Annotated in this window: 19 protein-coding genes; 14 read left to right on the forward strand and 5 right to left on the reverse strand. The window is 64.6% G+C overall.

Annotation, left to right across the window (positions count from 1 at the left end; all coding sequences use genetic code 11):
* The first annotated feature begins 51 nt into the window (after positions 1-51).
* From AAFN55_RS06395 to AAFN55_RS06415, 5 genes are all read left to right on the forward strand, one after another.
* A complete protein-coding gene (locus AAFN55_RS06395; protein ID WP_347798026.1) occupies positions 52-819 on the forward strand; it encodes a DeoR/GlpR family DNA-binding transcription regulator in 768 nt (255 codons plus the stop codon).
* A gap of 108 nt (positions 820-927) precedes the next feature.
* On the forward strand, positions 928-2,457 hold the full coding sequence (glpD, locus tag AAFN55_RS06400) for a glycerol-3-phosphate dehydrogenase (RefSeq protein ID WP_347798027.1): 1,530 nt from the start codon (positions 928-930) through the stop codon (positions 2,455-2,457).
* Between the two features lie 41 nt (positions 2,458-2,498).
* Positions 2,499-3,989 (forward strand): glycerol kinase GlpK, encoded by a 1,491-nt coding sequence (gene glpK, locus AAFN55_RS06405; RefSeq protein ID WP_347798028.1) that lies wholly within the window; start codon positions 2,499-2,501, stop codon positions 3,987-3,989.
* A gap of 39 nt (positions 3,990-4,028) precedes the next feature.
* Positions 4,029-5,120 carry a YcaO-like family protein gene (locus AAFN55_RS06410; protein ID WP_347798029.1) on the forward strand — a complete coding sequence of 364 codons (1,092 nt, stop codon included), beginning with the start codon at positions 4,029-4,031 and terminating at the stop codon, positions 5,118-5,120.
* Between the two features lie 19 nt (positions 5,121-5,139).
* Positions 5,140-7,122, forward strand: coding sequence for a BTAD domain-containing putative transcriptional regulator (locus AAFN55_RS06415; RefSeq protein ID WP_347798030.1), 1,983 nt, complete (start codon positions 5,140-5,142; stop codon positions 7,120-7,122).
* Between the two features lie 41 nt (positions 7,123-7,163).
* Here AAFN55_RS06415 and AAFN55_RS06420 read toward each other — a convergent pair whose 3' ends face one another.
* Together AAFN55_RS06420 and AAFN55_RS06425 are read right to left on the reverse strand one after the other, a co-directional pair.
* Entirely contained in the window at positions 7,164-7,586 is a 423-nt protein-coding gene (locus tag AAFN55_RS06420) for a hypothetical protein (RefSeq protein ID WP_347798031.1), read from the reverse strand.
* A gap of 47 nt (positions 7,587-7,633) precedes the next feature.
* The gene (locus tag AAFN55_RS06425; protein ID WP_347798032.1) at positions 7,634-9,316 is read right to left on the reverse strand and encodes a peroxidase family protein; all 1,683 of its coding nucleotides are present in this window, start codon (positions 9,314-9,316) and stop codon (positions 7,634-7,636) included.
* A 1,141-nt stretch (positions 9,317-10,457) separates the two neighbouring features.
* On the opposite strand from AAFN55_RS06425, the gene guaB reads away from it, so the two are divergent.
* Positions 10,458-11,960: an IMP dehydrogenase gene (gene guaB / locus AAFN55_RS06430; protein WP_347798033.1), complete on the forward strand. Its 1,503-nt coding sequence runs from the start codon at positions 10,458-10,460 to the stop codon at positions 11,958-11,960.
* A 3-nt stretch (positions 11,961-11,963) separates the two neighbouring features.
* Here the strand turns inward: guaB and AAFN55_RS06435 are convergent, their stop codons facing one another.
* Entirely contained in the window at positions 11,964-12,881 is a 918-nt protein-coding gene (locus tag AAFN55_RS06435; RefSeq protein WP_347798034.1) for an NAD(P)/FAD-dependent oxidoreductase, read from the reverse strand.
* Positions 12,874-13,332, reverse strand: a complete 459-nt coding sequence (locus AAFN55_RS06440) for an Rrf2 family transcriptional regulator (RefSeq protein WP_347800201.1) — start codon at positions 13,330-13,332, stop codon at positions 12,874-12,876. The genes AAFN55_RS06435 and AAFN55_RS06440 overlap by 8 nt, the downstream gene beginning before the upstream one ends.
* Positions 13,333-13,441: 109 nt before the next feature.
* Here AAFN55_RS06440 and AAFN55_RS06445 point away from each other — a divergent pair, with 109 nt between their 5' ends.
* The gene (locus tag AAFN55_RS06445; RefSeq protein WP_347798035.1) at positions 13,442-13,858 is read left to right on the forward strand and encodes an MAPEG family protein; all 417 of its coding nucleotides are present in this window, start codon (positions 13,442-13,444) and stop codon (positions 13,856-13,858) included.
* On the opposite strand, the gene AAFN55_RS06450 is transcribed toward AAFN55_RS06445, so the two are convergent.
* On the reverse strand, positions 13,760-14,749 hold the full coding sequence (locus tag AAFN55_RS06450) for a hydrogen peroxide-inducible genes activator (RefSeq protein WP_347798036.1): 990 nt from the start codon (positions 14,747-14,749) through the stop codon (positions 13,760-13,762). The two genes, AAFN55_RS06445 and AAFN55_RS06450, sit on opposite strands and share 99 nt — an antisense overlap.
* Before the next feature lie 171 nt (positions 14,750-14,920).
* Between AAFN55_RS06450 and katG the strand changes: the two genes are divergently transcribed.
* The 7 genes from katG to AAFN55_RS06485 all read left to right on the forward strand — a co-directional run bounded on the left by katG (position 14,921) and on the right by AAFN55_RS06485 (position 21,726).
* Positions 14,921-17,098, forward strand: coding sequence for a catalase/peroxidase HPI (katG, locus tag AAFN55_RS06455; protein ID WP_347798037.1), 2,178 nt, complete (start codon positions 14,921-14,923; stop codon positions 17,096-17,098).
* A gap of 215 nt (positions 17,099-17,313) precedes the next feature.
* A complete protein-coding gene (locus tag AAFN55_RS06460; protein WP_347798038.1) occupies positions 17,314-17,931 on the forward strand; it encodes a L,D-transpeptidase in 618 nt (205 codons plus the stop codon).
* A 39-nt stretch (positions 17,932-17,970) separates the two neighbouring features.
* The gene (locus tag AAFN55_RS06465; protein ID WP_347798039.1) at positions 17,971-18,618 is read left to right on the forward strand and encodes a YoaK family protein; all 648 of its coding nucleotides are present in this window, start codon (positions 17,971-17,973) and stop codon (positions 18,616-18,618) included.
* 86 nt (positions 18,619-18,704) lie between these two features.
* Entirely contained in the window at positions 18,705-19,994 is a 1,290-nt protein-coding gene (locus AAFN55_RS06470; protein ID WP_347798040.1) for an RsmB/NOP family class I SAM-dependent RNA methyltransferase, read from the forward strand.
* 76 nt (positions 19,995-20,070) lie between these two features.
* Positions 20,071-20,523 (forward strand): TspO/MBR family protein, encoded by a 453-nt coding sequence (locus tag AAFN55_RS06475; RefSeq protein ID WP_347798041.1) that lies wholly within the window; start codon positions 20,071-20,073, stop codon positions 20,521-20,523.
* 107 nt (positions 20,524-20,630) lie between these two features.
* Positions 20,631-21,089: a PaaI family thioesterase gene (locus AAFN55_RS06480; RefSeq protein WP_347798042.1), complete on the forward strand. Its 459-nt coding sequence runs from the start codon at positions 20,631-20,633 to the stop codon at positions 21,087-21,089.
* Positions 21,073-21,726, forward strand: coding sequence for a 5'-methylthioadenosine/S-adenosylhomocysteine nucleosidase (locus tag AAFN55_RS06485; protein WP_347798043.1), 654 nt, complete (start codon positions 21,073-21,075; stop codon positions 21,724-21,726). Before AAFN55_RS06480 ends, AAFN55_RS06485 begins: the two co-directional genes overlap by 17 nt.
* Positions 21,727-21,763 lie beyond the last annotated feature (37 nt).

Genomic DNA, 21,763 nt, shown 5'->3' on the forward strand with positions numbered 1-21,763 from the left:
TTCGCTTTCGTTTTTCGTTAGGTTCCGAAAAAACGAAAGGGAGGGGTCGCCATGTATCTACCGCCACGCCACGCGGAAATCGTCCAGATGGCCAAGGACGCCGGTCGCGTCCTCGTTGACGATCTCGCCACGCATTTCGGCGTGACGCCGCAGACGATTCGCAAGGATCTGAACGATCTGTGCGACCAGCGGATGCTGACGCGCATCCATGGCGGCGCGCTGTTTCCCTCCGGCATCGAGAACATGGAATACGAGGCGCGCCGCAAGATCGCCGCCGACGAGAAGCAGGCGATCGGCAGGGCCGCCGCTCGCCTGATCCCGGACAACGCCTCGCTTTTCGTCAACATCGGCACCACGACCGAAGCCGTGTCGGATGCGCTGCTTGATCATGACGGCCTGATGGTCATCACCAACAACATCAACGTTGCCAACAAGATGCGCATCTTCCCCTCCTTCGAGGTGGTGATCGCCGGCGGCGTGGTGCGTGGCTCCGACGGTGGCATCGTCGGCGAGGCGGCGGTGGATTTCATCCGGCAGTTCAAAGTCGACTATGCCGTCATCGGCGCATCCGCGATCGACCATGACGGCGCGCTGCTCGATTTCGACTTTCGTGAGGTTAAGGTCGCGCAGGCCATCATAGCCAATGCGCGGCATGTCATCCTGGTCGCGGACTCGACGAAGTTCGAGCGCACCGCGCCGGTGCGCATCGGGCATCTCAGCCAGGTCGACACCTTTATCACCGACATCTGCAACGTCGCGGCGGTGCGCACGATCTGCGGCACGTCGGAGGTTCAACTGATCGAAACGTCGCCCGCATAGGATGCCGGGTTTCGGGTATTTTCGTTTGACATTCGTTATGCCTTCGGATGAAGTCGGAAGCCTGAAACTCTGCACGAATTCGCATGCCTGCATGCGCGGGAGGGACATGTGAGCGACATCGCGATGCATGACATCTTCATCATTGGCGGCGGCATCAATGGATGCGGCATCGCGCGCGACGCCGTCGGGCGCGGTTATTCCGTCTATCTGGCCGAGATGAACGATCTGGCCAGCGGCACGTCGTCGGGATCGACCAAGCTCATCCATGGCGGCCTGCGCTACCTCGAGCACTACGAGTTCCGGCTGGTGCGCGAGGCGCTGATGGAGCGCGAGATCATCTGGAGGAACGCGCCGCACATCGTCTGGCCGATGCGGTTCGTGCTGCCGCACCACAAGGGGCTGCGCCCCGCATGGCTGCTGCGCCTCGGGCTTTTTCTCTACGACCATATCGGCGGCCGCAAGCGCCTGCCGAAGACGCGAACGCTCGACATGACCAGCGATCCCGCCGGCAAGCCGTTGAAGAAGCTCTTCACGCGGGCTTTCGAGTACTCCGATTGCTGGGTGAACGACGCCCGCTTCGTGGTGCTCAACGCGCGCGATGCGGCCGACCGGGGCGCGACGATCGCCACCCGCACCAAGGTCGTTGGCGCTCGCCGCGAAAGCGGGCATTGGGCGATCACGGTTGAGGACGTGGCGAGCGGCAGGCAGGAGACGGTTAACGCGCGGCTGGTCGTGAATGCGGCAGGTCCTTGGATCGACGAGGTGCTGACCGGCGCGATGGGCCGCAACGACGTTCACAATGTGCGCCTCGTGCAGGGCAGCCACATCGTCATCGAGAAGAAGTTCGAAGACCCGCGCGCCTATTTCTTCCAGAACAAGGACGGCCGCATCATCTTCGCGATCCCCTACGAGGATGACTACACGCTGATCGGGACAACCGATCAGGATTACGAGGGCGATCCGAAAGATGTCCGCATCAGCGATCGCGAGATCGACTATCTCTGCGCCGCCGCCAGCGAGTACTTCACGGAGCCGGTGCGCCGCGACGACATCGTGTGGACCTATTCGGCGGTTCGCCCGCTTTACGACGACGGCGCGTCGAAGGCCCAGGAAGCGACGCGCGACTATGTTCTGAAGGCCGAGGGCGACAAGCACGAGGCGCCCGTCATCAACGTCTTCGGCGGCAAGATCACGACCTATCGCCGCCTTTCCGAACACATGCTGGAAAAGATCGAAGCGCTGATCGGCAAGAAGGGCGCGCCCTGGACTGCCGATGCGCCGCTGCCGGGCGGCGACTTCGCCGCTGACGGCTATGATGCCGAGGTCGCGCGTCTCTCCGCCGCCTATCCGTTTCTCGAGGCGCGCCACGCAAGGCGGCTGGTGCGGCTCTACGGCACCCGCGCCCATACGATGCTCGGCAGCGCCGGGTCGGCAGCGGATCTCGGCCGCTGCTTCGGGGCGGATCTCTACGAGGCCGAGGTGCGCTACCTGGTCGATCAGGAATGGGCGCGTACCGCCGACGACATCTTGTGGCGGCGGACCAAACGAGGCCTGCGGCTGAGTGCAGATGAAGCGGCCGCGCTGGCGGTCTATATGGATGGCCTTGAAGCGGGCGCGCGACACGTCGTGGCCCGATAGGCTAGGCATACCCGCGTGACAGGCGGGCGAGGGGAGGACAGATGAGCGGTTACATTCTGGCGATCGACCAGGGCACGACGTCGAGCCGTGCGATCGTCTTCGACGGCGATATGAAAGTCGCGGGCATCGGTCAGAAGGAATTCACCCAGCATTATCCCGCGTCCGGCTGGGTCGAACACGACCCGGAAGAAATCTGGGACAGCGTTCTCTGGTCGGTGAAGACCGCGCTCAAAAAGGCGAGACTGACCGCCGGCGAGATCGCCGCGATCGGCATCACCAACCAGCGCGAGACCGTCATTGTCTGGGACAGGGCGACGGGCAAGCCGATCCACAACGCGATCGTCTGGCAGGACCGTCGCACGGCTTCGGTCTGCGCGAAGCTGAAGAAGGACGGGCTCGAAGCCAAGTTCGCGCGCAAGACCGGGCTGCTGCTCGACCCGTATTTTTCCGGCACCAAGATCGCGTGGCTTCTCGACAAGGTGAAGGGCGCGCGTAGGCGGGCGGAAAAGGGCGAACTCCTCGCCGGCACCATCGACAGTTTCCTGATCTGGCGGCTGACGGGCGGACAGGCGCATGTCACCGACGCGACCAACGCGTCGCGCACGCTCGTCTACAACATCGAGACGAATGCGTGGGATCAGGAACTCCTGGACATTCTGCGCATTCCTGCCGCCATGCTGCCGGAGGTGAAGGACTGCGCCGCCGATTTCGGCATCACCGAAAAGTCGCTGTTCGGCGCTGAAATCCCAATTCTCGGCGTTGCAGGCGACCAGCAGGCGGCGACGATCGGCCAGGCATGTTTCGAGCCGGGCATGATGAAGTCGACCTATGGCACGGGCTGCTTCGCGCTGCTCAACACCGGCGAACGCCTCGTGCGCTCGAAGAATCGGCTGCTCACCACGATCGCCTACCGGCTCGACGGCAAGACCACCTATGCGCTGGAAGGTTCGATCTTCATCGCTGGCGCAGCAGTGCAGTGGCTGCGCGACGGCATCAAGGTGATCGGCAAGGCGGAGCACAGCGGGACGCTCGCCGCCGAGGCCGACGACACGCAGCAGGTCTATCTCGTGCCGGCCTTCGTCGGGCTCGGCGCGCCGCACTGGGATGCGGATGCGCGGGGCGCGATCTTCGGCCTCACGCGAAATTCGGGTCCGGCCGAGTTTGCCCGCGCAGCACTCGAATCCGTCGCGTTCCAGACCAACGATCTCCTGGTCGCGATGAAGAAGGACTGGAAGGACGGATCCGCGAAAAAGACGGTTCTGCGCGTCGATGGCGGCATGGTGGCATCAGACTGGACGATGCAGCGCCTTGCGGACCTGCTCGACGCGCCGGTGGATCGCCCGACCATCCTCGAGACGACCGCGCTCGGAGCGGCGTGGCTGGCGGGCTCGCGTGCCGGTGTCTGGCCGAAGGCTGCGAAGTTCGCCAAGGCTTGGGCACTCGATCGGCGGTTCGAGCCTGCGATGGACGATAGGGCCCGTAGGGCCAAACTGGCGGGATGGACCGACGCGGTTAAGCGCACGCTGAGCTGAACACTGGACTTACCCGCGGGCGCCCATGATTGTGGGAGCGTGAGCGCTGCGATTCCCGACCCCGATCTCGAACGGCTGAAGCTGGTTGCCGGCCGTTTCGACGACCTGTTCCAACTCCCGATGGTCGACGCGCCGGGATTCGCATTCGTCGGTGCGAAATTTCATGTCGACGATGCCGCGACCGGCCGGCGCTGGGATTTTTCAGCCGGCGCCGCCGACCCCGATCGCCAGCGCGCCTTTCGCCGCTGCGTGGGCGAAGCGGCGGAAACGATGGCTCAGTTCCTGTGTACGCGGCCCAGCCTGTCGGGTCATGAAGGCGGCGTTCCTGGTCGCCGGCTTCACGACGATGCCGAGATCATAATCCCAACGGATCTTTGCTTCCGCGACGCTGTTGGCGCCCCGGCTTCCGGGCTGAGCCTCGGTTGCGCGGCGGGGCGGACGGCGGAAGAAGCGACGCTGTCCGCACTGTGCGAACTGGTCGAACGCGACGCCATGAGCCTGTGGTGGGACGGCGGCGCGCGGGCTGTCCCTATCCCCCTGGCAAGCCTCGACCGCTCCGTTGCGGATATGATCGCCCGCATGCGCGACGGCCGCAGCACGCGCGAGACGTGGTTCCTCGATCTCACTTCCGACGTCGGATTGCCGGTCGCGGCCGCCTTGTCATGCACGGTGGATGGGTATGGTCTCGCTGCCGGTTTCGCCGCCCGCGGAACGTTCGACGCAGCCTGTCTTGCCGCCCTCAATGAACTTGCCCAGATGGAGTTAGGGAACGCACTCGCCGCTGCGAAGTTGGAGAGGAACGGCAAGGAGGCACTCGTGGCAACCGAACTGCGCCAGATCGAGCGGATGACGCGTCTTTCAGCATCCGACATGCGCTTGCGCGGCGCTGAAGCCGATCGCCCTATCCGTTCTGAAACGCAGACGGTCACGCAGTTGGCCGGCCGCCTCGCGGACCTTGGCATTTCATGCAGCGTTGCCGATCTGACCGACCCGGCCTATGGCATTCCCGTGGTCAAGGTGGTCGCGCCTTTGCTGCAAACGCCTGACGGCCCGGAAACGCGAAGACTGGCCGCGACACGAAAATCGAGTGGGTTCACTATAACGGGCGTTTCAACAATCCGAATCATTTGATATTTCTAATACAATGCGCATGTCGGCCGACAACGTACTGTCAACGAAACCCGCCCTTCAGATCATGATCGTGGGCGAGCCGGCTTTCGTGTGCGAGGGACGTCGGGCCCGTACGCTGTCGCGCAAGGCGGATGCTCTGCTTGCCTATCTCTGCGCCTCCGAGACCGGCGAGGTGTCGCGCCAATTCGCGGCCGGCCTGCTGTGGTCGACGTCGAGCGAGGAGCGTGCGCGCACGTCGCTTCGCCAGGTCGTGCGCTCCATCCGCCACGCGCTCGAAATGGTCGGTTTCGACGGATTTCATGCCTATAAGGAAACGCTGGCTGTCGATCGCAGCCGCGTGCAGGTGGATCTGAAGGACCTGCTCGCCTCGATCCGCGACGGCATCCTTCCCGATTCGACGCTGCTGCACGAATTGCGCTACGGCAACCGCATCCTGCACGGCTGCGACGATCTCGACGACAGCTTTTCCGCCTGGGCGCGCGTCCAGCGGCAGTTCTGGGGAGACATGTTCCTCGACGCGATCGAAAAGCAGTTCCAATCCGAGACGGCGGACGTCCAGCAGCGCGAGGACTGGGCCAAGGCGCTTATCGCTTTCGACCCTTCCCATGAACCGGCGACGCGGTTCGTCATGCATGCGCGCGCGGTGCAGGGAAACCAGTCCGGGGCGCTCCAAATCTACAACACCTTGTGGCGCACGCTGGACGAGGAATTCGACGCCGAGCCGGCGCCCGAAACCCAGAAGCTCTATGCCGACATCAAGCTCGGACTGGTCGGTCCGCGCGAGGTGTCGCCGCCGAGCCTCGCCCCCGCGCTGCCGCTTTCCGACGATGCCGGCCCGGTGCTGATCGTCGCTGCGGTGGACGAATCCGATCCGAAATCCGCGCTTTCCCGAACCATCGCCGGGCTTCGGCTGGAACTGATCTCGCTGCTCGTTCGCTTCCGGGAATGGACGGTCGTCGACTGGGCGGACAGCGGCGTCGCTGGCCAGCGTCCGGCCTACGCCATCCTTCTGTCCGGTCGTCAGGTCGGCGACGAGATGGCTTACAGCCTCAATCTGCGCGACGAGCGCGATGGCCGCTTCATCTGGGGCGAGACCGTTCGCGGCGGCGTCGAGCAATTGTGCGAAGCGCAGGAAACGTTTGTCCGTCGCATGGCGTCGACGCTCAACATGCACCTGTCGGCCGATCGGCTTCGCCGCCTGCCGGGCCACTCGGTGCTGCCGGAGAGCCATTTCGATACATGGGTCCGCGCGCAGCAGCACATGCATCGCTGGCGCGATTCCGACGACATGGAAGCGCTCGACCTGCTCCAGTCGATCATCCGCGACGTGCCGGGGTTCGGCCCGGCCCACAGCGCGCTCGCGCAGCACGCCAATGGCCGCCACATCGTGTGTCCCGGCAGCTTCCGCGATGCCGATACCACGCAGATGGCGCTCGATCACGCACGCACGGCGCGGCTCCTCGATCCGCTCGACGCCAAGGCTCATCTCAGCCTCGGCTGGTCGCACGCACTGCTGGAGCAGTTCGGAGAGGCGGAAAACGCGTATCGCACGGCACTGCAACTCAACGGCAACGATCCGTGGGTGCTGACCTCCGCGACCCACGGCCTGGCGTTCTGCGGAGCCAAGGAAGAAGCAGGCGCGCTCGCGCGGCGCATCGTCGATATGGGTGTGACGCTCGCCCCCCAGCACTGGAGCTATCTCGCCGGCATCCACTATCTGTCGGATGATTTCGATGCCGCGCTCGACGCGTCGTCGCGCGTCGAGCATAGCTATTACGGCATGAAGACCTGGACTATCGCAGCGCTGTGCGAACTCGGCCACGCCGCGAAGGCCCGCAAGGAAGCGACCGATCTGTATCGGTCGCTCAGCCTCGACTGGCGATCAAAAAAGCCACCCAGCCCCCGCGTTGCCGGGGACTGGCTGGCCGACATGTTCCCGATACGCGATGGGGATACGCGTACCCGTATACGGAACAGCCTGGCCAATTCCGGATTGGCGTGACATCGGACACCCGAGCGGGTGTCCGATGATGCACCGATCCGTCAGCGGCAGACGGAAAGCGTGTAGTCGGCCACACGCGAATAGAAGAAATCACCGTTGCTGATGTGATCGTTGCTGACACTTGCCGGTGCGCCGTCGGCGCTGCGCATCTTCAGGAAGTAGAAGTCCGGCACGGCGTATGTCGACTTCGGGTCCGAAGCCGGACCGCTCAGTTCCTCGATCGTGTTGTTGATCATGTGCTGGGGCGGCAGGCGCAGGATGAATTCCTCCTCCTTCGGCTGCACGGTGCGCATCTGCGTGTAGCGGGTGGGCACGAGTGCGATACCCGGCTCCAGCGCGGCCTTGAGCTCGTCGATCGTCTGCGGAGCGTTGTCGGCATCGTTGGCCCATTTGTGGATAAGCTTGCCGAAAGCCAGGTGGTCGATAACCTTGAAACGTCCGTGCGGTCCTTCGTGGATGTCCATGTTGCTACCCTTTTCCCTGTTAAAACCCGTTGTTATCTTTGGTCTTTTTATATGATCGGTATTGCCTGTCCGTCAGGCAACACCTTTTCGCTCGCGGACACGTTGCGGTCGAGCCACAAGACGAGATCCGGCATGGTCGACGGCACCGACGTGCCATAGACCATGTCGACTGCTTCCTCGCCTGCCTCGTCCTCGGACGCCGCGAGGAAGTCGAGAGCGGCATCGTCGTCGAGTGCGCGGAAGAATGTTTCGGCAAGGATGATCGAGCCGATCGGGCCGAGGCGCTCGCCATGCCAGGGCTTTGCCGCGGCTTCGAGCGTGACGAACAGCACAAGTGGCGGGTTTGAAGCGAATGCCTCTATCTGCGCGTCGCTCATCGCGGGCGGGAAAACGCCGCCGAAACCGCCGGACGGCGTTGCCCGGCGCGCCCAGCCTTCAAGCAGTTCGCGATGCGCGGCCCCGTCGCGCAGCCATCCGCGGTGCGGAAAATCGGACGGGGCGGCACGCGTGATGCCGGTCCGCAGGCTGTCGAGCTTGCGCACGCCGGACACCGCCGAGCGCATCAGGTCGCGCATGGCGAGGCCGGAGCCGACGCTCTCGTATGGACGCTTGAAATGCGCGTTGAGCGCGCTGCCATAGCCGGGGCCGATCTTCATGCCGCGCTGAAGCATTCCGGGCGCGGTCGCGCCGGGAATGTCGAAGAAGCGCGACCACTGCGCGATCCAGCATCGGTCGAGCGGCACTTCCTGCGGATCTAACTCCGATGTCCGCGTCAGCACGCGCTGGATGGGGTGCGTCTCGCTGTGATCGTTGAACTTGTAGAACGGTCGAACCATCGAATGGCCGATCCGGAACGCTGCATGGGCGAATTCGCGCGTCACCGGCGAGCCGTCTTCCATCTCGGTGAGGAAGCGGCCCGGATCGTTCGAGCGGTTATACCAGGCGAAAACCTCGCGATCGAGAAGCCGGCGCAACAGGTCGTTGCGCAGGATCGAGCGGTAGGCGAGCGTGGTCGCAAGCCGTGCGCGCTTGTAGTGCGCGAAGGGCGTGTCGTCGGGTCGAATACGCGCGGAGACGTCTACGGCGGCGTTGTGGGCCATCGAGAGCAGCGCGGTGAGCTGCGAGATCATCGCATTGTCGTCGCTGCGGGCATCCGCCGTCAGCGGCCGGCTGCGCGGCAGAGCCGCCTCGTATTCGCAGAGCCTGCCGATATCGCGGCGCGGGGCTTTCCCGTTCTCCTTGCCGACGCGCTCGAGCCTCAGCCGGGCGAAGTCCGGCGAGAAGCTCGGTGCATGCTGGTAGCAGAAGGACGAGATCGACGGCCCGCTCGCATAAAGCGCATTGAGTGCCAGCGGCAGGCTGCGCATGTTGCGCGCGTTGACGGTCTTGCCGAGTTCCGCACGGTCCTCGCTGTTCACCGACAAATCGTGCGCGGCGAACTGGGCCAGATAGGTATAGCCCGACGGGATGTTGGGGTTTTCGTAGCGCGGCTCCACGGATGAGGCGGTGTGTCCGTTCATCCGTATCGCGAGCGCTTCGAAGAGCTCGCGCGTCCGCTCGATGTCCATCGCGCCGGTGTCAGGGTCTTCGACCCCGACATAGAGCGCGGAATCGCGTTTGCGACCGGCAACGCCGATCCCTGGAAAGCCATGTAAAATATCGCTCCGACCGACCGGGCAGGCTCCGCCTGCCACGGCCGTTCGGGGCCACTGGTCAATGCCGCCGTGCATCTCCGGTTCTCCCGTTCGTGTCAGCCTATGGATCAACTTCTGAGGATACATACGCACCAACTACACGTGTCCGGGTTGCCGTTTCCGGCGGCCTTGCCGATACGCAGCGCGGCCTGATCGACTGGGTCCCTTCCTTGCGATCAGTCCGCGGCGCGGCGCCGGGCGTTCATTCTTTCGAGCAAACGCTGCATGCGCCGACGCGACCAGCTCTTCCGGCGTTCGGCGGCAATATCCGCCCGATACGGATACCGCTCCGCTCCGACCGCGGGGCGGGTGGCCGACTTCGCCCGCCACGCTTCAAGACCCGCTTCGACCTGCCTCATGCCGCGTCCACTGAGCAACGCAGTGCCCTCGCTTGAGGAAAGACTGATGGGAGCCGCCGAATCACCGCCATGTTCAGACGTTCCCCGATGTGTAAAACCTGTTCTATCCACCATCTTGTTTGCGCCACCCTGCACTCTGCCTGACCCGCGGGCCAGGGCGCTCCTGGAGGCGGAGAGACGGCGGTCCGGGCCGCTCATCCATCGCAAAGCCGTGTCGTGTCGGCCCGCGGCCTCCAGGAACTTTCCCGGGCAGGGGCATGATGCCTCGTACATCATCCCCGCCTGACAACACTGTGCCCTTTGGGCCGTGAAGCCAGCGTGAAATGTGGCACGTTGCTGCCGGTTGTTCGCAACCCTTGGCGGCGCGCAGTTGCGAGGCAACGCGCAAAACGGCTGGCATGGGCCGGAAATCGGCGTTTTCCGCGTTCAGATGGATGCAAATCGTGCTCCGGCGATGTGGATTTTCCCGCGAGCGTCAGCTCTGTTACCCGCGCGTCGGCGCTTGTGATCTCACTTCGACGGCGATCCGGTCGGTCTGCGCAGTTATGATTCGCGATTACCGGGGACGATTTCGCGTCATCCGGTCGATGCGTGGCGCGCATGGCAGTCCGCCGGGCTTGGCAATGCACTCTCCGGCGCCGCGCTCGAAATCCGCACTGCACAGGCTGCCTGACCAGACGAAATCAGGCGGCGACGGCTTTTCAAGCAGTCGCCGCCGTGGTACCAGCCACCGCCATCCGCAAAGGGAGGAGGAGAGCAGCCGCGAGCCGTCAGGCTTCAGCGCTCCTCCCGTGCATCCGAACGTCGAAGGATCGGCAATGGCAAAAATAATCGAGACCGCAACCGGCGCCTTGGCGCTCACCTTCGACGACGTGCTGCTTCAGCCGGGTCACTCCGAAGTCATGCCCGGCCAGACCGATGTGCGGACCAAAATCGCCCGCGACATCGAACTGAACATTCCGATCCTCTCGGCGGCCATGGACACCGTCACCGACGCCAGGCTGGCCATCGCGATGGCGCAGGCCGGCGGCATCGGCGTCGTCCACCGCAATTTCTCGCCCGAAGAGCAGGCCGAGCAGGTTCGTCAGGTCAAGAAATTCGAAAGCGGCATGGTCGTGAACCCGCTGACGATCGGACCGGACGCGACGCTTGGCGATGCGCAGGCCCTGATGCGCGCCTATGGGATCTCGGGCATTCCGGTTGTCGAGAATGGCGGAACGGGCGGTCACGTGACCGGCAAGCTGGTCGGCATCCTGACCAACCGCGACGTGCGTTTTGCGTCCGATCCGGCCCAGAAGGTTCGCGAACTGATGACGCATGAGCGTCTGATCACCGTGCGCGAGACGGTCGAGCAGGACGAGGCGAAGCGCCTCCTGCACCAGCACCGCATCGAGAAGCTGCTCGTCATCGACGACGCGGGCCGCTGCGTCGGCCTCATCACCGTCAAGGACATGGAGAAGTCGCAGCTCAATCCGAACGCGGCCAAGGACGCGCAAGGCCGTCTGCGGGTCGCAGCGGCAACCAGCGTCGGCGACGATGGTTTCGAGCGCGCCGAGCGCCTGATCGACGCGGGCGTCGACCTCTTGGTCATCGACACGGCCCATGGCCATTCGCAGCGTGTGCTCGATGCCGTGACACGCGCGAAGAAGCTGTCCAACTCGGTTCGCATCCTCGCCGGCAACGTCGCGACGGCGGACGGTACGATGGCGCTGATCGATGCGGGCGCGGATGGCGTGAAGGTCGGCATCGGCCCCGGCTCGATCTGCACGACACGCATCGTGGCGGGCGTCGGCGTGCCGCAGCTTTCGGCGATCATGTCGGCGGTGGAAGCGGCCGACAAGGCAGGCGTCGGCATCATCGCCGATGGCGGCATCAAGTTCTCGGGCGATCTGGCGAAGGCGCTGGCCGCCGGCGCATCCGCTGCGATGATCGGATCGCTGCTCGCCGGCACGGACGAAAGCCCCGGCGAGGTCTATCTGCATCAGGGCCGCTCGTTCAAGGCGTATCGCGGCATGGGCTCGGTCGGCGCGATGGCGCGTGGCTCGGCCGACCGCTACTTCCAGGCCGAAGTGCGCGACCAGTTGAAGCTCGTGCCCGAGGGCATCGAGGGACAGGTTCCCTACAAGGGTCCCGTTTCCGGCGTTCTCCACCAGCTCGTCGGCGGCCTGCGCGCGGCCATGGGCTATGTCGGCGCCGCAAACCTCGGCGAACTGCGCCAGCGCGCGACGTTCGTCCGCATCTCGAATGCCGGCCTGCGCGAAAGCCACACCCACGACGTGGCGATCACGCGGGAAAGCCCGAACTATCCCGTCGGCGGCTGACCGTCAGGCAGCCTTGTTCGTCTCCACCGTCTCGGGGAAGACCAGCGAACGGTGCACCATCGTTCCGGCGAGCGCGCCGTCGCCGACCGAAAGCGCCACCGAGCCCGCGCCACGGGTGACGTCGCCGCACGCAATGACGCCCGGCACCGAGGTTGCCTTCATCGCATCCACCGCGATGATCGAACCGAACGGGCTGTCACCGAACGTACAGCCGAGCATTTCGGCGACCGGGCTCGCCATGCGAACGGATGTCGCAACGAACAGGCCGGCGATCTCGATGCGCCGCCCATCCTCAAGCCGCACGAGCGGGGAGCCGGGGTCACCATCGATCGCTGCCACAGGCGTCTCCTCGATCGTCACGCCGCGTCGCGCCAGGTCCGCAGACGTGTCCGTGTCGAGCGTGACCGCGTTGTCGGTGAAGAAGGTCGTGGTTCCCCATTCGGGCAGCAGCATCGCCTGATGGATCGAGTTCTGACTGGTCGCGAGCACGCCGACCGGTCCCATGTCGAGTTCATAGCCGTGGCAGTAGGGGCAGGTCATCGCTCCGACGCCCCATTGCCCCGCAAGCCCCGGAACGTCCGGCAGCACATCCTCCACGCCGGTGGCAAGCACGACGCGCCTGCCTGAAACCACGCGCCCGGTATCGGTCGTGATGCGGAAATCGTCGATGGTGCCGCTGGCCTGAATCGCGGTTCCGACGATCCAGTCGACTGTCGGGTAGGCCATCAGTTGCGCCTTGGCTTCCTCTGCGATCAAGCCCGGCGCATGGCCGTCACGGCCCAGAAACCCATGCGACGCGGTGGCGAACCGATTGCGTCGCATGCCGGCGTCGATGACGGCGACGCGTCGCCTTGCGCGCGCGACCTGCATGGCGGCGGACATTCCGGCATAACTACCGCCGATGATGATGACGTCATACATGTCTTTCTCCCGTGGCGGCGCAGCCGCGCTCGGCCATGCGTTGGCGGAAATCCTCCGCGATATCCTTGAGCGTGATGCCGGCAAGGCGCGCCGAGATCAGCGCTTCTGCTTGCGCGAGCGTATCGTCCAGCGCCGTGTTGACGGCCTGCTCGACCAAGCATTCCGGCTGGTCGTTGCGGTTTCCGAAAGCAAACAGCGACGGACGCCCGATAGCGGCGTGCACCTGTGCCAGCGTGATGTCGGCCAGGTCGCGGGCCAGACGCCATCCACCGCCATGCCCTTTTTCTGAGACGACGATGCCGGCTTCGCGCAGCCCGGCCATTGTCCTTCGGACGACGACGGCGTTCGTGTCCATGTAGCGCGCGAGCTCTTCGGAGGTCGACGGTGTCTTCGCATCGGCCATGTGAAGCAGCAGATGCAGCATGCCGGACAGTCTGGTATCGCGTTTCATGTACTTAATAAAGTTACGTGACGCGCCGTTGTCAAGGGGGCGTCGCGTCAAGGACGATATCCGTGCTATCGAGCCTCAACCGATCCCGTTGGATGCGGCAGGAGTGCATATGAACCAAACCGCAATCTTCTGGCCGATGATCGCGCATGTCGCGCTGGTCTTCGGCATCTATTTCCTGATGTTCCTGCGCCGCAAGGCTGCGGTTCAGGCCGGCAGCGTCAGGATTTCCGACTTCCGGGAAAACCAGAAGGAGCCGCCGGAAAGCCTGTTCGTGCGCAACAATCTGGCGAACCAGTTCGAACTGCCGGTGCTGTTCCACGCTTGCTGCCTGACGCTGTATGCCGTCGCGGGGGCAGGGCTCCTGGCCGTCGTGCTGGCCTGGATATTCGCGATTTCGCGCTACGTGCACGCCTACATCCACGTGACGTCAAACCGCATGCGCTATCGCCAGCCTGCGTTCTCGCTCGGCTTCATCGCGCTCGTCTTCATGTGGATTCTGCTCGCCGTTCACCTGCTGACGGCCTGAGTTCGCGAGGTCGCGGATCGTCTCGGCGAGTGCGCGGCACTCGCCCTGGCGCGCCGCGTTTCGCCGCCATGCGAAAGCCAGCATGCGAGCGGGCATCGGTTCGGCGAACGGCACCACGCGCAAATCCGGGATGACTTCGCTCGACGGCCGGGCCATCTCCGGTATGAGGGTGACGCCTTGTCCGTGCGCGACCATCTGGAGAAGGGTGGTCAGGCTCGTCGCGCCGTAGTTCGACATCGCCGTCGGACGCACCTGGCCGCACACCGCGAGCGCCTGCTCGCGCATGCAATGGCCTTCCTCCAGAAGCATGAGCCGCTCCAGCACCGGACTGTCTGGTGGAACGGGCGGCAGTACGAAGCCAGGGTCCGATGCGGGTACGGCAAGAAAGAACCGATCTTCGAACAGCATCTGCACGGTCAGCGCCGCGTGATCGAGCGGATGCGCCGCGATCATGCCGTCGAGACGTCCGGCGGCGGTTTCCTCGATGAGCGTCGCCGTCACTGCCTCGCGAAGCTCGAGCGTCAGGGAGGGATAGCTTTGCTTCAGTGCCGGCAACAAAGAGGGCAGCATGTAGGGCGCGACCGTCGGGATGACGCCCAACCGGAACCGGCCCTCCATGGCCGCGCGCCCGCGCCGTGGCGTTGCCTCGATCTCACGCGCTTCCGACAGGATGCGTTCGATGCGCGAGCGTATCTCACGCGCTTCGTCGGTGAGGTGAATGGTCTTGCCGCTACGGTCGAAGAGCTTGCATCCGAGCCGTGATTCCATCTCCGCGATCTGCGACGAAAGCGCCGGCTGCGTCACGCCGACGATCTCGGCCGCGCGGCCGAAATGCAGCGTGTCGGCCAGCGCTTCGAAATATTCCATCTGCCGGATCGTCAGGCGTATCATAATCACAGATTATCGAAATAAATAGGAAACGCAATTTGTGTCTATCGATCGGGGGCGTTAGTTTGGAACAATTCCAGAGAGGAGCGTCGCCGCATCAGGGTCGGCGCGCGCCCGGAGCCCAACACAACCAGCGGCGGTTCGAAACACCCGCCCACCGATCGGAGATGCAAAATGGACAAGAAGGTTGACGACAGCGCGGGCAAATGCCCGTTCACCGGCGGCGCGAGCGGTCAGCGCAATCGCGACTGGTGGCCGGAAATGCTGGACCTCGACGGCCTGCATCGCAATTCCGACCTCTCGGATCCGATGGGCGAGGATTTCGACTACGCAAAGGAATTCCAGAGCCTCGATCTGGACGCCGTGATCGCCGACCTCCACGCCCTCATGACCGATTCGCAGGAGTGGTGGCCGGCCGATTTCGGCCACTACGGCGGCCTGTTCATCCGCATGGCATGGCACAGCGCGGGAACCTACCGCATCACCGACGGACGCGGCGGCGCGGGTCAGGGCCAGCAGCGTTTCGCACCGCTCAATTCGTGGCCGGACAACGCCAACCTCGATAAGGCCCGGCGCCTCCTGTGGCCGATCAAGCAGAAATACGGTCGCAAGCTTTCCTGGGCCGACCTGATGATCCTGACCGGCAACGTCGCGCTCGAATCGATGGGCTTCAAGACCTTCGGTTTCGCCGGTGGCCGCGCCGACGTCTGGGAGCCGGAAGAGCTCTTCTGGGGACCTGAAGGCACCTGGCTTGGCGACGAGCGCTACAGCGGCGAGCGCGAGCTTGCAGAGCCGCTTGGTGCGGTACAGATGGGCCTGATCTACGTCAACCCGGAAGGGCCGAACGGCAATCCCGATCCGATCGCCGCAGCCCGCGACATCCGCGAAACGTTCTTCCGCATGGCGATGAACGACGAGGAGACCGTCGCGCTGATCGCCGGTGGCCACTCCTTTGGCAAGACGCACGGCGCAGGCGATCCCTCATTCGTCGGAGCTAATCCGGATGGCGGCGCGATCGAGGATCAGGGGCTCGGCTGGAAGAGCACGCACGGCACCGGCGTCGGCGCCGACGCGATCACCGGTGGCCCCGAGGTCACGTGGACGCAGACGCCGACCCAGTGGAGCAACCTGTTCTTCAAGAATCTGTTCGAGAACGAGTGGGAGCTGACCGCCAGCCCCGCCGGCGCCAAGCAATGGGTGGCGAAGAACGCCGAGGCCTCTATCCCGGATGCGTTCGACCCGTCGCGAAAGCACCGTCCCACGATGCTGACGACCGACTTGTCGCTGCGTTTCGACCCGGAATACGAGAAGATTTCGCGCCGCTTCTTCGAGAACCCGGACCAGTTCGCCGACGCCTTCGCGCGTGCATGGTTCAAGCTCACGCACCGCGATATGGGGCCGAAGGTTCGCTATCTCGGACCGTTGGTCCCGCAGGAAGAGCTGATCTGGCAGGACCCGATCCCGGACGTCGACCATGAACTGGTCAACGATCAGGACATCGCCGCCCTGAAAGCCAAGGTGCTGGCATCCGGCCTGACGGTGTCCGAACTCGTCTCGACGGCCTGGGCGTCGGCCTCGACCTTCCGTGGCTCCGACAAGCGCGGCGGTGCGAACGGCGCCCGCATCCGCCTCAGCCCCCAGAAGGACTGGGAGGTCAACGAGCCGGCACAGCTTGCAAAGGTTCTCGCCACGCTGGAAGCGATCCAGAACGACTTCAACGCGGCGCAGGCTGGCGGCAAGAAGATTTCGCTAGCCGACCTGATCGTCCTCGCAGGCGCTGCGGCGGTCGAGAAGGCTGCGAAGGATGGCGGCGTCGATACGAACGTCTCCTTCACGCCAGGGCGTGCCGATGCTTCGCAGGAGCAGACGGACGTGCAGTCCTTCGCGGCTCTTCAGCCACGCGCCGATGCCTTCCGCAACTATCGTGGCGGCAGGCAGTTCATGGCGCCGGAAGAGGCGATGGTTGACAAGGCGCAACTGCTCCGGCTGACCGCGCCGGAGATGACGGTTCTGCTCGGCGGCCTTCGTGTGCTCGGCGCCAACGCGGGTGGGTCGAAGCACGGCGTGTTCACCGACCGGCCGGGCGTCCTCACCAACGACTTCTTCGTCAACCTGCTCGACATGGGCACGCTGTGGACGGAAACCGGCGAGAACACCTATCACGGCCGCGACCGCAAGACAGGCGCTTCCAAGTGGAGCGCGACGCGTGTGGACCTCATTTTCGGTTCCCACTCGCAACTGCGCGCGCTCTCGGAAGTCTACGCGATGAGCGACGCCAGGCAGAAGTTCGTGCGTGACTTCGTCTCTGCCTGGAACAAGGTCATGAATGCGGATCGTTTCGATCTCGCCTGATCGGCACCAGGAGAAATGACTGTCCGGCCGGACGCGAGTTCGGCCGGAGGGCGATACCAGACGGGCGCGGTCCAGCCGCGCCCGTTTCCGTATTCGCGCGAATCGTGCTGTCTTTCCGTCCGGGTTAATGACGGGGCAGCCTTGGCAAGCATTCGTTAACCATAACGCCATATCGGTCTGTCAGATCATGGCTGCGTCAAGAGGCAGGGGAACATATGACCGTTTCGCGTAGGGGTTTTATCATCGGCTTGCCGCTCTTCATGGCAGGTTGTGCTACGACCGAGTTCACCAACGACCGGCTCAACTACGCTGCCATTCCGGGCGAGCGGTTTCCGATGTCGGCGATGCCGCTCGAGAAGATCAAGCCTGAGCTTCGCCGCCGCGAGATCGCCTATGATGGCAACCATCGGCCTGGCACGGTTGTCGTGAATACGCCGGAGCGCCGGCTCTATTACGTGATGGATGGCGGGCGCGCGATGCGCTACGGCATCGGCGTCGGCCGCGAAGGGCTCGCGCTGCGCGGCGAGGCCACCGTCGGTCGCAAGGCCGAATGGCCGAGCTGGACGCCGACGCAGAACATGATGAACCGCGATCCGCGCAACCGCCAGTACGCCGGCGGCGTCCCCGGCGGCCCGACCAATCCGCTCGGTGCGCGAGCGCTCTATCTTCACCGTGGTGGCCGCGACACCATGTTCCGCATCCACGGCACCACCCAGCCGCAAACGATCGGCCTTGCCGTGTCGAGCGGATGCGTGCGGATGATGAATCACGACGTGATCGATCTCTACGAGCGCGTGCCCGTCGGTGCGCGGGTCGTCGTCATTCAGGCCTGACGCGATGCGGCGGGCTGGCGGCATGCCGGGGCCTGTCGCATGATCCAGCATTCGCAGAGCGAGAGGATCGTCGCCATACCCATGGCGGCGCTCGCCGGTTTTGTGGATGCGGTCGCCTTCCTGCAGCTTGGCGGCTATTTCGTCTCCTTCATGACCGGCAACACGACGCGCCTTGGCGCGTCCCTTGCCGAGGCAGAGCCGCAAGCATGGCTCCCTGCATTCCTGATCGTCCTTTTTGTCTCCGGTGTCGTTCTCGGCACGATCGTCCGCCAGAAAGCCAGATCGAGGCGGCCGGGCCGGGTCATGGTCTTCGTCACCGCGATGCTCCTTCTGGCCGCTGTCATGCAGGCGCTTGGCGCGCATTGGCTGGCAGTCGCTGCACTCGCCATGGCCATGGGCGCGGAGAACGCCGTCTTCGAGCGCAATGGCGAAGTCAGCATCGGCGTCACCTACATGACCGGAACGCTGGTCAAGATGGGGCAGCGCATCGCCGCCGCATTCCTGGGCGGCAGCCGCACGGCGTGGATCTGGTACGCGCTTTTGTGGATGGGCCTTGCGCTTGGTGCGGTGCTGGGCGCGGTTGCGTTTCTGGCGCTCGGCTTGGCCTCCGTCTGGATCGCCGCCGCAGCGTCCGCGATCATCGCGGCGCTCTTCCTGGCCCCGCGCCTCGATCTGGAAACCACCTGAAGGCTTTCTCGTTTCGCTTGCTTGCCGCGTGTCCCCGAACCGTCTAACAGCGGCGCAACGGGTCAACCGACAACGGGAATTCCGAAATGAGACTGGGCGGACGCTTGGCTGCGGCCATTGAGGTATTGGACGACATCGCAAGGCGACACCGCCCGGCAGCCGATGCCCTGAAGGACTGGGGACTGTCGCATCGTTTTGCCGGCGCTGGCGACCGCGCCGCGATCGGCAACATCGTCTATGACGCGCTTCGCCGCCGCCGCTCCGCCGGCTGGCTGTTCGATTCGGACAGCTCACGCGCGCTCGGCTTCGGGGCGCTCGTGCTGGAACTCGGCATGGACGGTCCCGCCATCAACCGGGCGCTGGACGGCGACCGCTTCGCACCGCCGCCGCTGGACGATGCCGAACTCGCGACACTCGCCGGCCGGGCGCTGGATGACGCGCCGGACGCCGTGCGGGCCGACTGCCCCGACTGGTGCGTGCCGCTCGCCGAAGACGCTTTCGGATCGGACTGGGTAAACGAGGTGGCGGCGCTCGCCGCGCGTCCGCCGCTCGACCTGCGTGTGAACACGCTCCTGTCCAACCGCGACAAGGTGCTGGCGGAACTGGCCTCGACCGGCGCCGCGCCGACCCAGCTTGCCGCGCAAGGCATTCGCATCCCGCCGATTGCCGGTGACGGCCGTCACCCCAACGTCCAGGTCGAAGCTGCCTTCCAGAAGGGCTGGTTCGAGGTGCAGGACGAAGGCTCGCAGATCGTCGCGGATCTGGCGGGCGCCGATTCCGGCATGCAGGTCCTCGACTATTGCGCGGGCGCCGGCGGCAAGACACTCGCGCTCTCGGCGACGATGGACAATCGCGGCCAGATTTTCGCACACGACGCCGAGAAGCAGCGCCTGGCGCCGATCTTCGACAGGCTCCGCCGCTCGGGCGGCCGCAACGTGCAGACGGTGGCCGGCGAGGCGGGTCTGGCGCCGCTGGAAGGCCAGATGGACCTTGTCCTTGTCGACGCACCCTGCACCGGCAGCGGCACATGGCGGCGCAGGCCCGACGCGAAATGGCGTCTCACTGACCGCCAGCTCGATGTGCGCCTGCGCGAGCAGGCGACGATTCTCGAAGCCGCGAAGCGATATGTGAAGCCCGGTGGACGGCTGGTCTACATCACCTGTTCGATCTTCCCTCAGGAAAACCAGCGGCAGATCGAGGCATTTCTGGAAACCGCGCCGGACTTTCACGTCGTTGCGCCCGAATCGCTTTGGGAAGCGCGCTTCGCAGGCGGATCGGGCAAGGCGCGGACCGATGCCATGGGCATCGTCCTGACGCCCGCGACGTCCGGCACCGACGGCTTCTTCGTCTCGGTGATAGAGCGCGCGTCGCGCTAGCCTTCTTTGCGGCGATGGAACGGGCAACGCGGCATCGCGTTGACGCGCAGCCGCAACCATCGCTACGTGGAACGCCATGACCCGCTATCTGACGCTCGCACTCTTCCTCGCTTTGGTGGTGGGAGGAGGATCGCTGGTCGGCGCGAACAATATTCCCGGCGAGTGGTATCAGGCGCTGAACAAGCCATCCTTCAACCCGCCCAACTGGCTTTTCGGTCCGGTCTGGACGCTCCTCTATGTGATGATTGCCATTGCCGGCTGGCGCATCTGGAGCGAGACGCGCACCGGTGGCGCGATGACCGCGTGGTGGGTTCAACTCGGACTTAATTTCCTCTGGTCGCCGGTCTTCTTCACCCTGCAGAGCGTGGGCGGTGCACTGGCAATCATCATCGCGATGCTCGTCGCGATCGTTACCTTCGTCGTCTTGGCATGGGATCGCGACCGGGTCGCGGCATCGCTGTTCGTTCCCTATGCGCTCTGGGTGGGATTCGCGACGGTGCTCAACGCGTCGATCTGGTTCCTCAACTAGGCTGTGTGGCCACAGCATCGCTCGGCTTCATGCTGCACTGCGTCATTCGCGATTGCGCGGAAGGCGGGGCTTTGTCATAAGCGAACAACAATAGTGAAGGATCGGGCATGTCGGTGACATTCGAGCCGCACGGCGATTACGAGGCCCGCGTCAGGGCGAGCTTCGATCGCCAACGCATCATGGCGACGGCAGGCGCGGAATTGACCCGCGTCAATCCGGGTGAGGTCGAGATCGAGATGGCCTACAAGGCCGAACTCACGCAGCAGCATGGGTTCCTTCATGCCGGGATCATCTCGACCGCCCTGGATTCCGCCTGCGGCTACGCCGCCTATTCCGTCATGCCCGCCGATGCGGCGGTGCTGACGATCGAGTTCAAGGTCAATCTCCTGTCGCCCGGCCGTGGCGAGCGTTTTCTGTTTCGAGGCTCGGTCACCAAGCCCGGCCGCACGATCATCGTCGCGGACGGGCAGGCCTACGCTTATGATGTCGAAGGCAATGCCAAGATGATCGCTACGATGACGGCGACCCTCATGGTGGTCAGTGGACGCGATGGCATCAACGGCTGATTTGCCTCGCGCCACGACGATCGGAGGACGCAGCGTCCTCTTCGTGATGGCCGCCGCCGCTGAGTACGGACCCCATCTGAAGCAGCGGCTCACACCGCTGATGACGGGTGTCGGACCCGTAGAGGCCGCAATCGTGCTGTCCTCGACGCTTGCCCGAATGGAAGCGGTGGGATCTCTGCCATATCTCGTCGTGTCTCTCGGCTCGGCAGGCAGCAGGATCCTCGAACAGACCGGGATTTACCAGGCCTCGTCAGTCTCCTATCGCGACATGGACGCGTCGGCGCTCGGCTTTCCCAGGGGCGAAACGCCGTTCCTCGATCTGCCGCGCGTAGTGGAAATCACGCCAGTCATTCCCGGCATCGCGCGGGCATCGCTCTCCACCGGAGCCAACATCGTCACCGGCGCCGCATATGACGCGATCGACGCCGACATGGTCGACATGGAGACGTTTGCCGTTCTTCGCGCCTGCCAGCGTTTCGCCGTGCCCATGATCGGCCTGCGCGGCATTTCGGACGGCGCAGCCGACCTGAAACACGTCGGTGACTGGACGGAGTATCTTCATGTCATCGACGAGAAGCTCGCCACATCGGTGGATATGTTGGTCGCCGCACTGGAACGCGGCGACATCGCCCTCTGACACCTTGCGGAATCACCCCACTTTCTTTAAGCGCTCG

Origin of the sequence: Mesorhizobium sp. CAU 1732, assembly GCF_039888675.1 — a bacterium.
Classification (GTDB): domain Bacteria; phylum Pseudomonadota; class Alphaproteobacteria; order Rhizobiales; family Rhizobiaceae; genus Aerobium.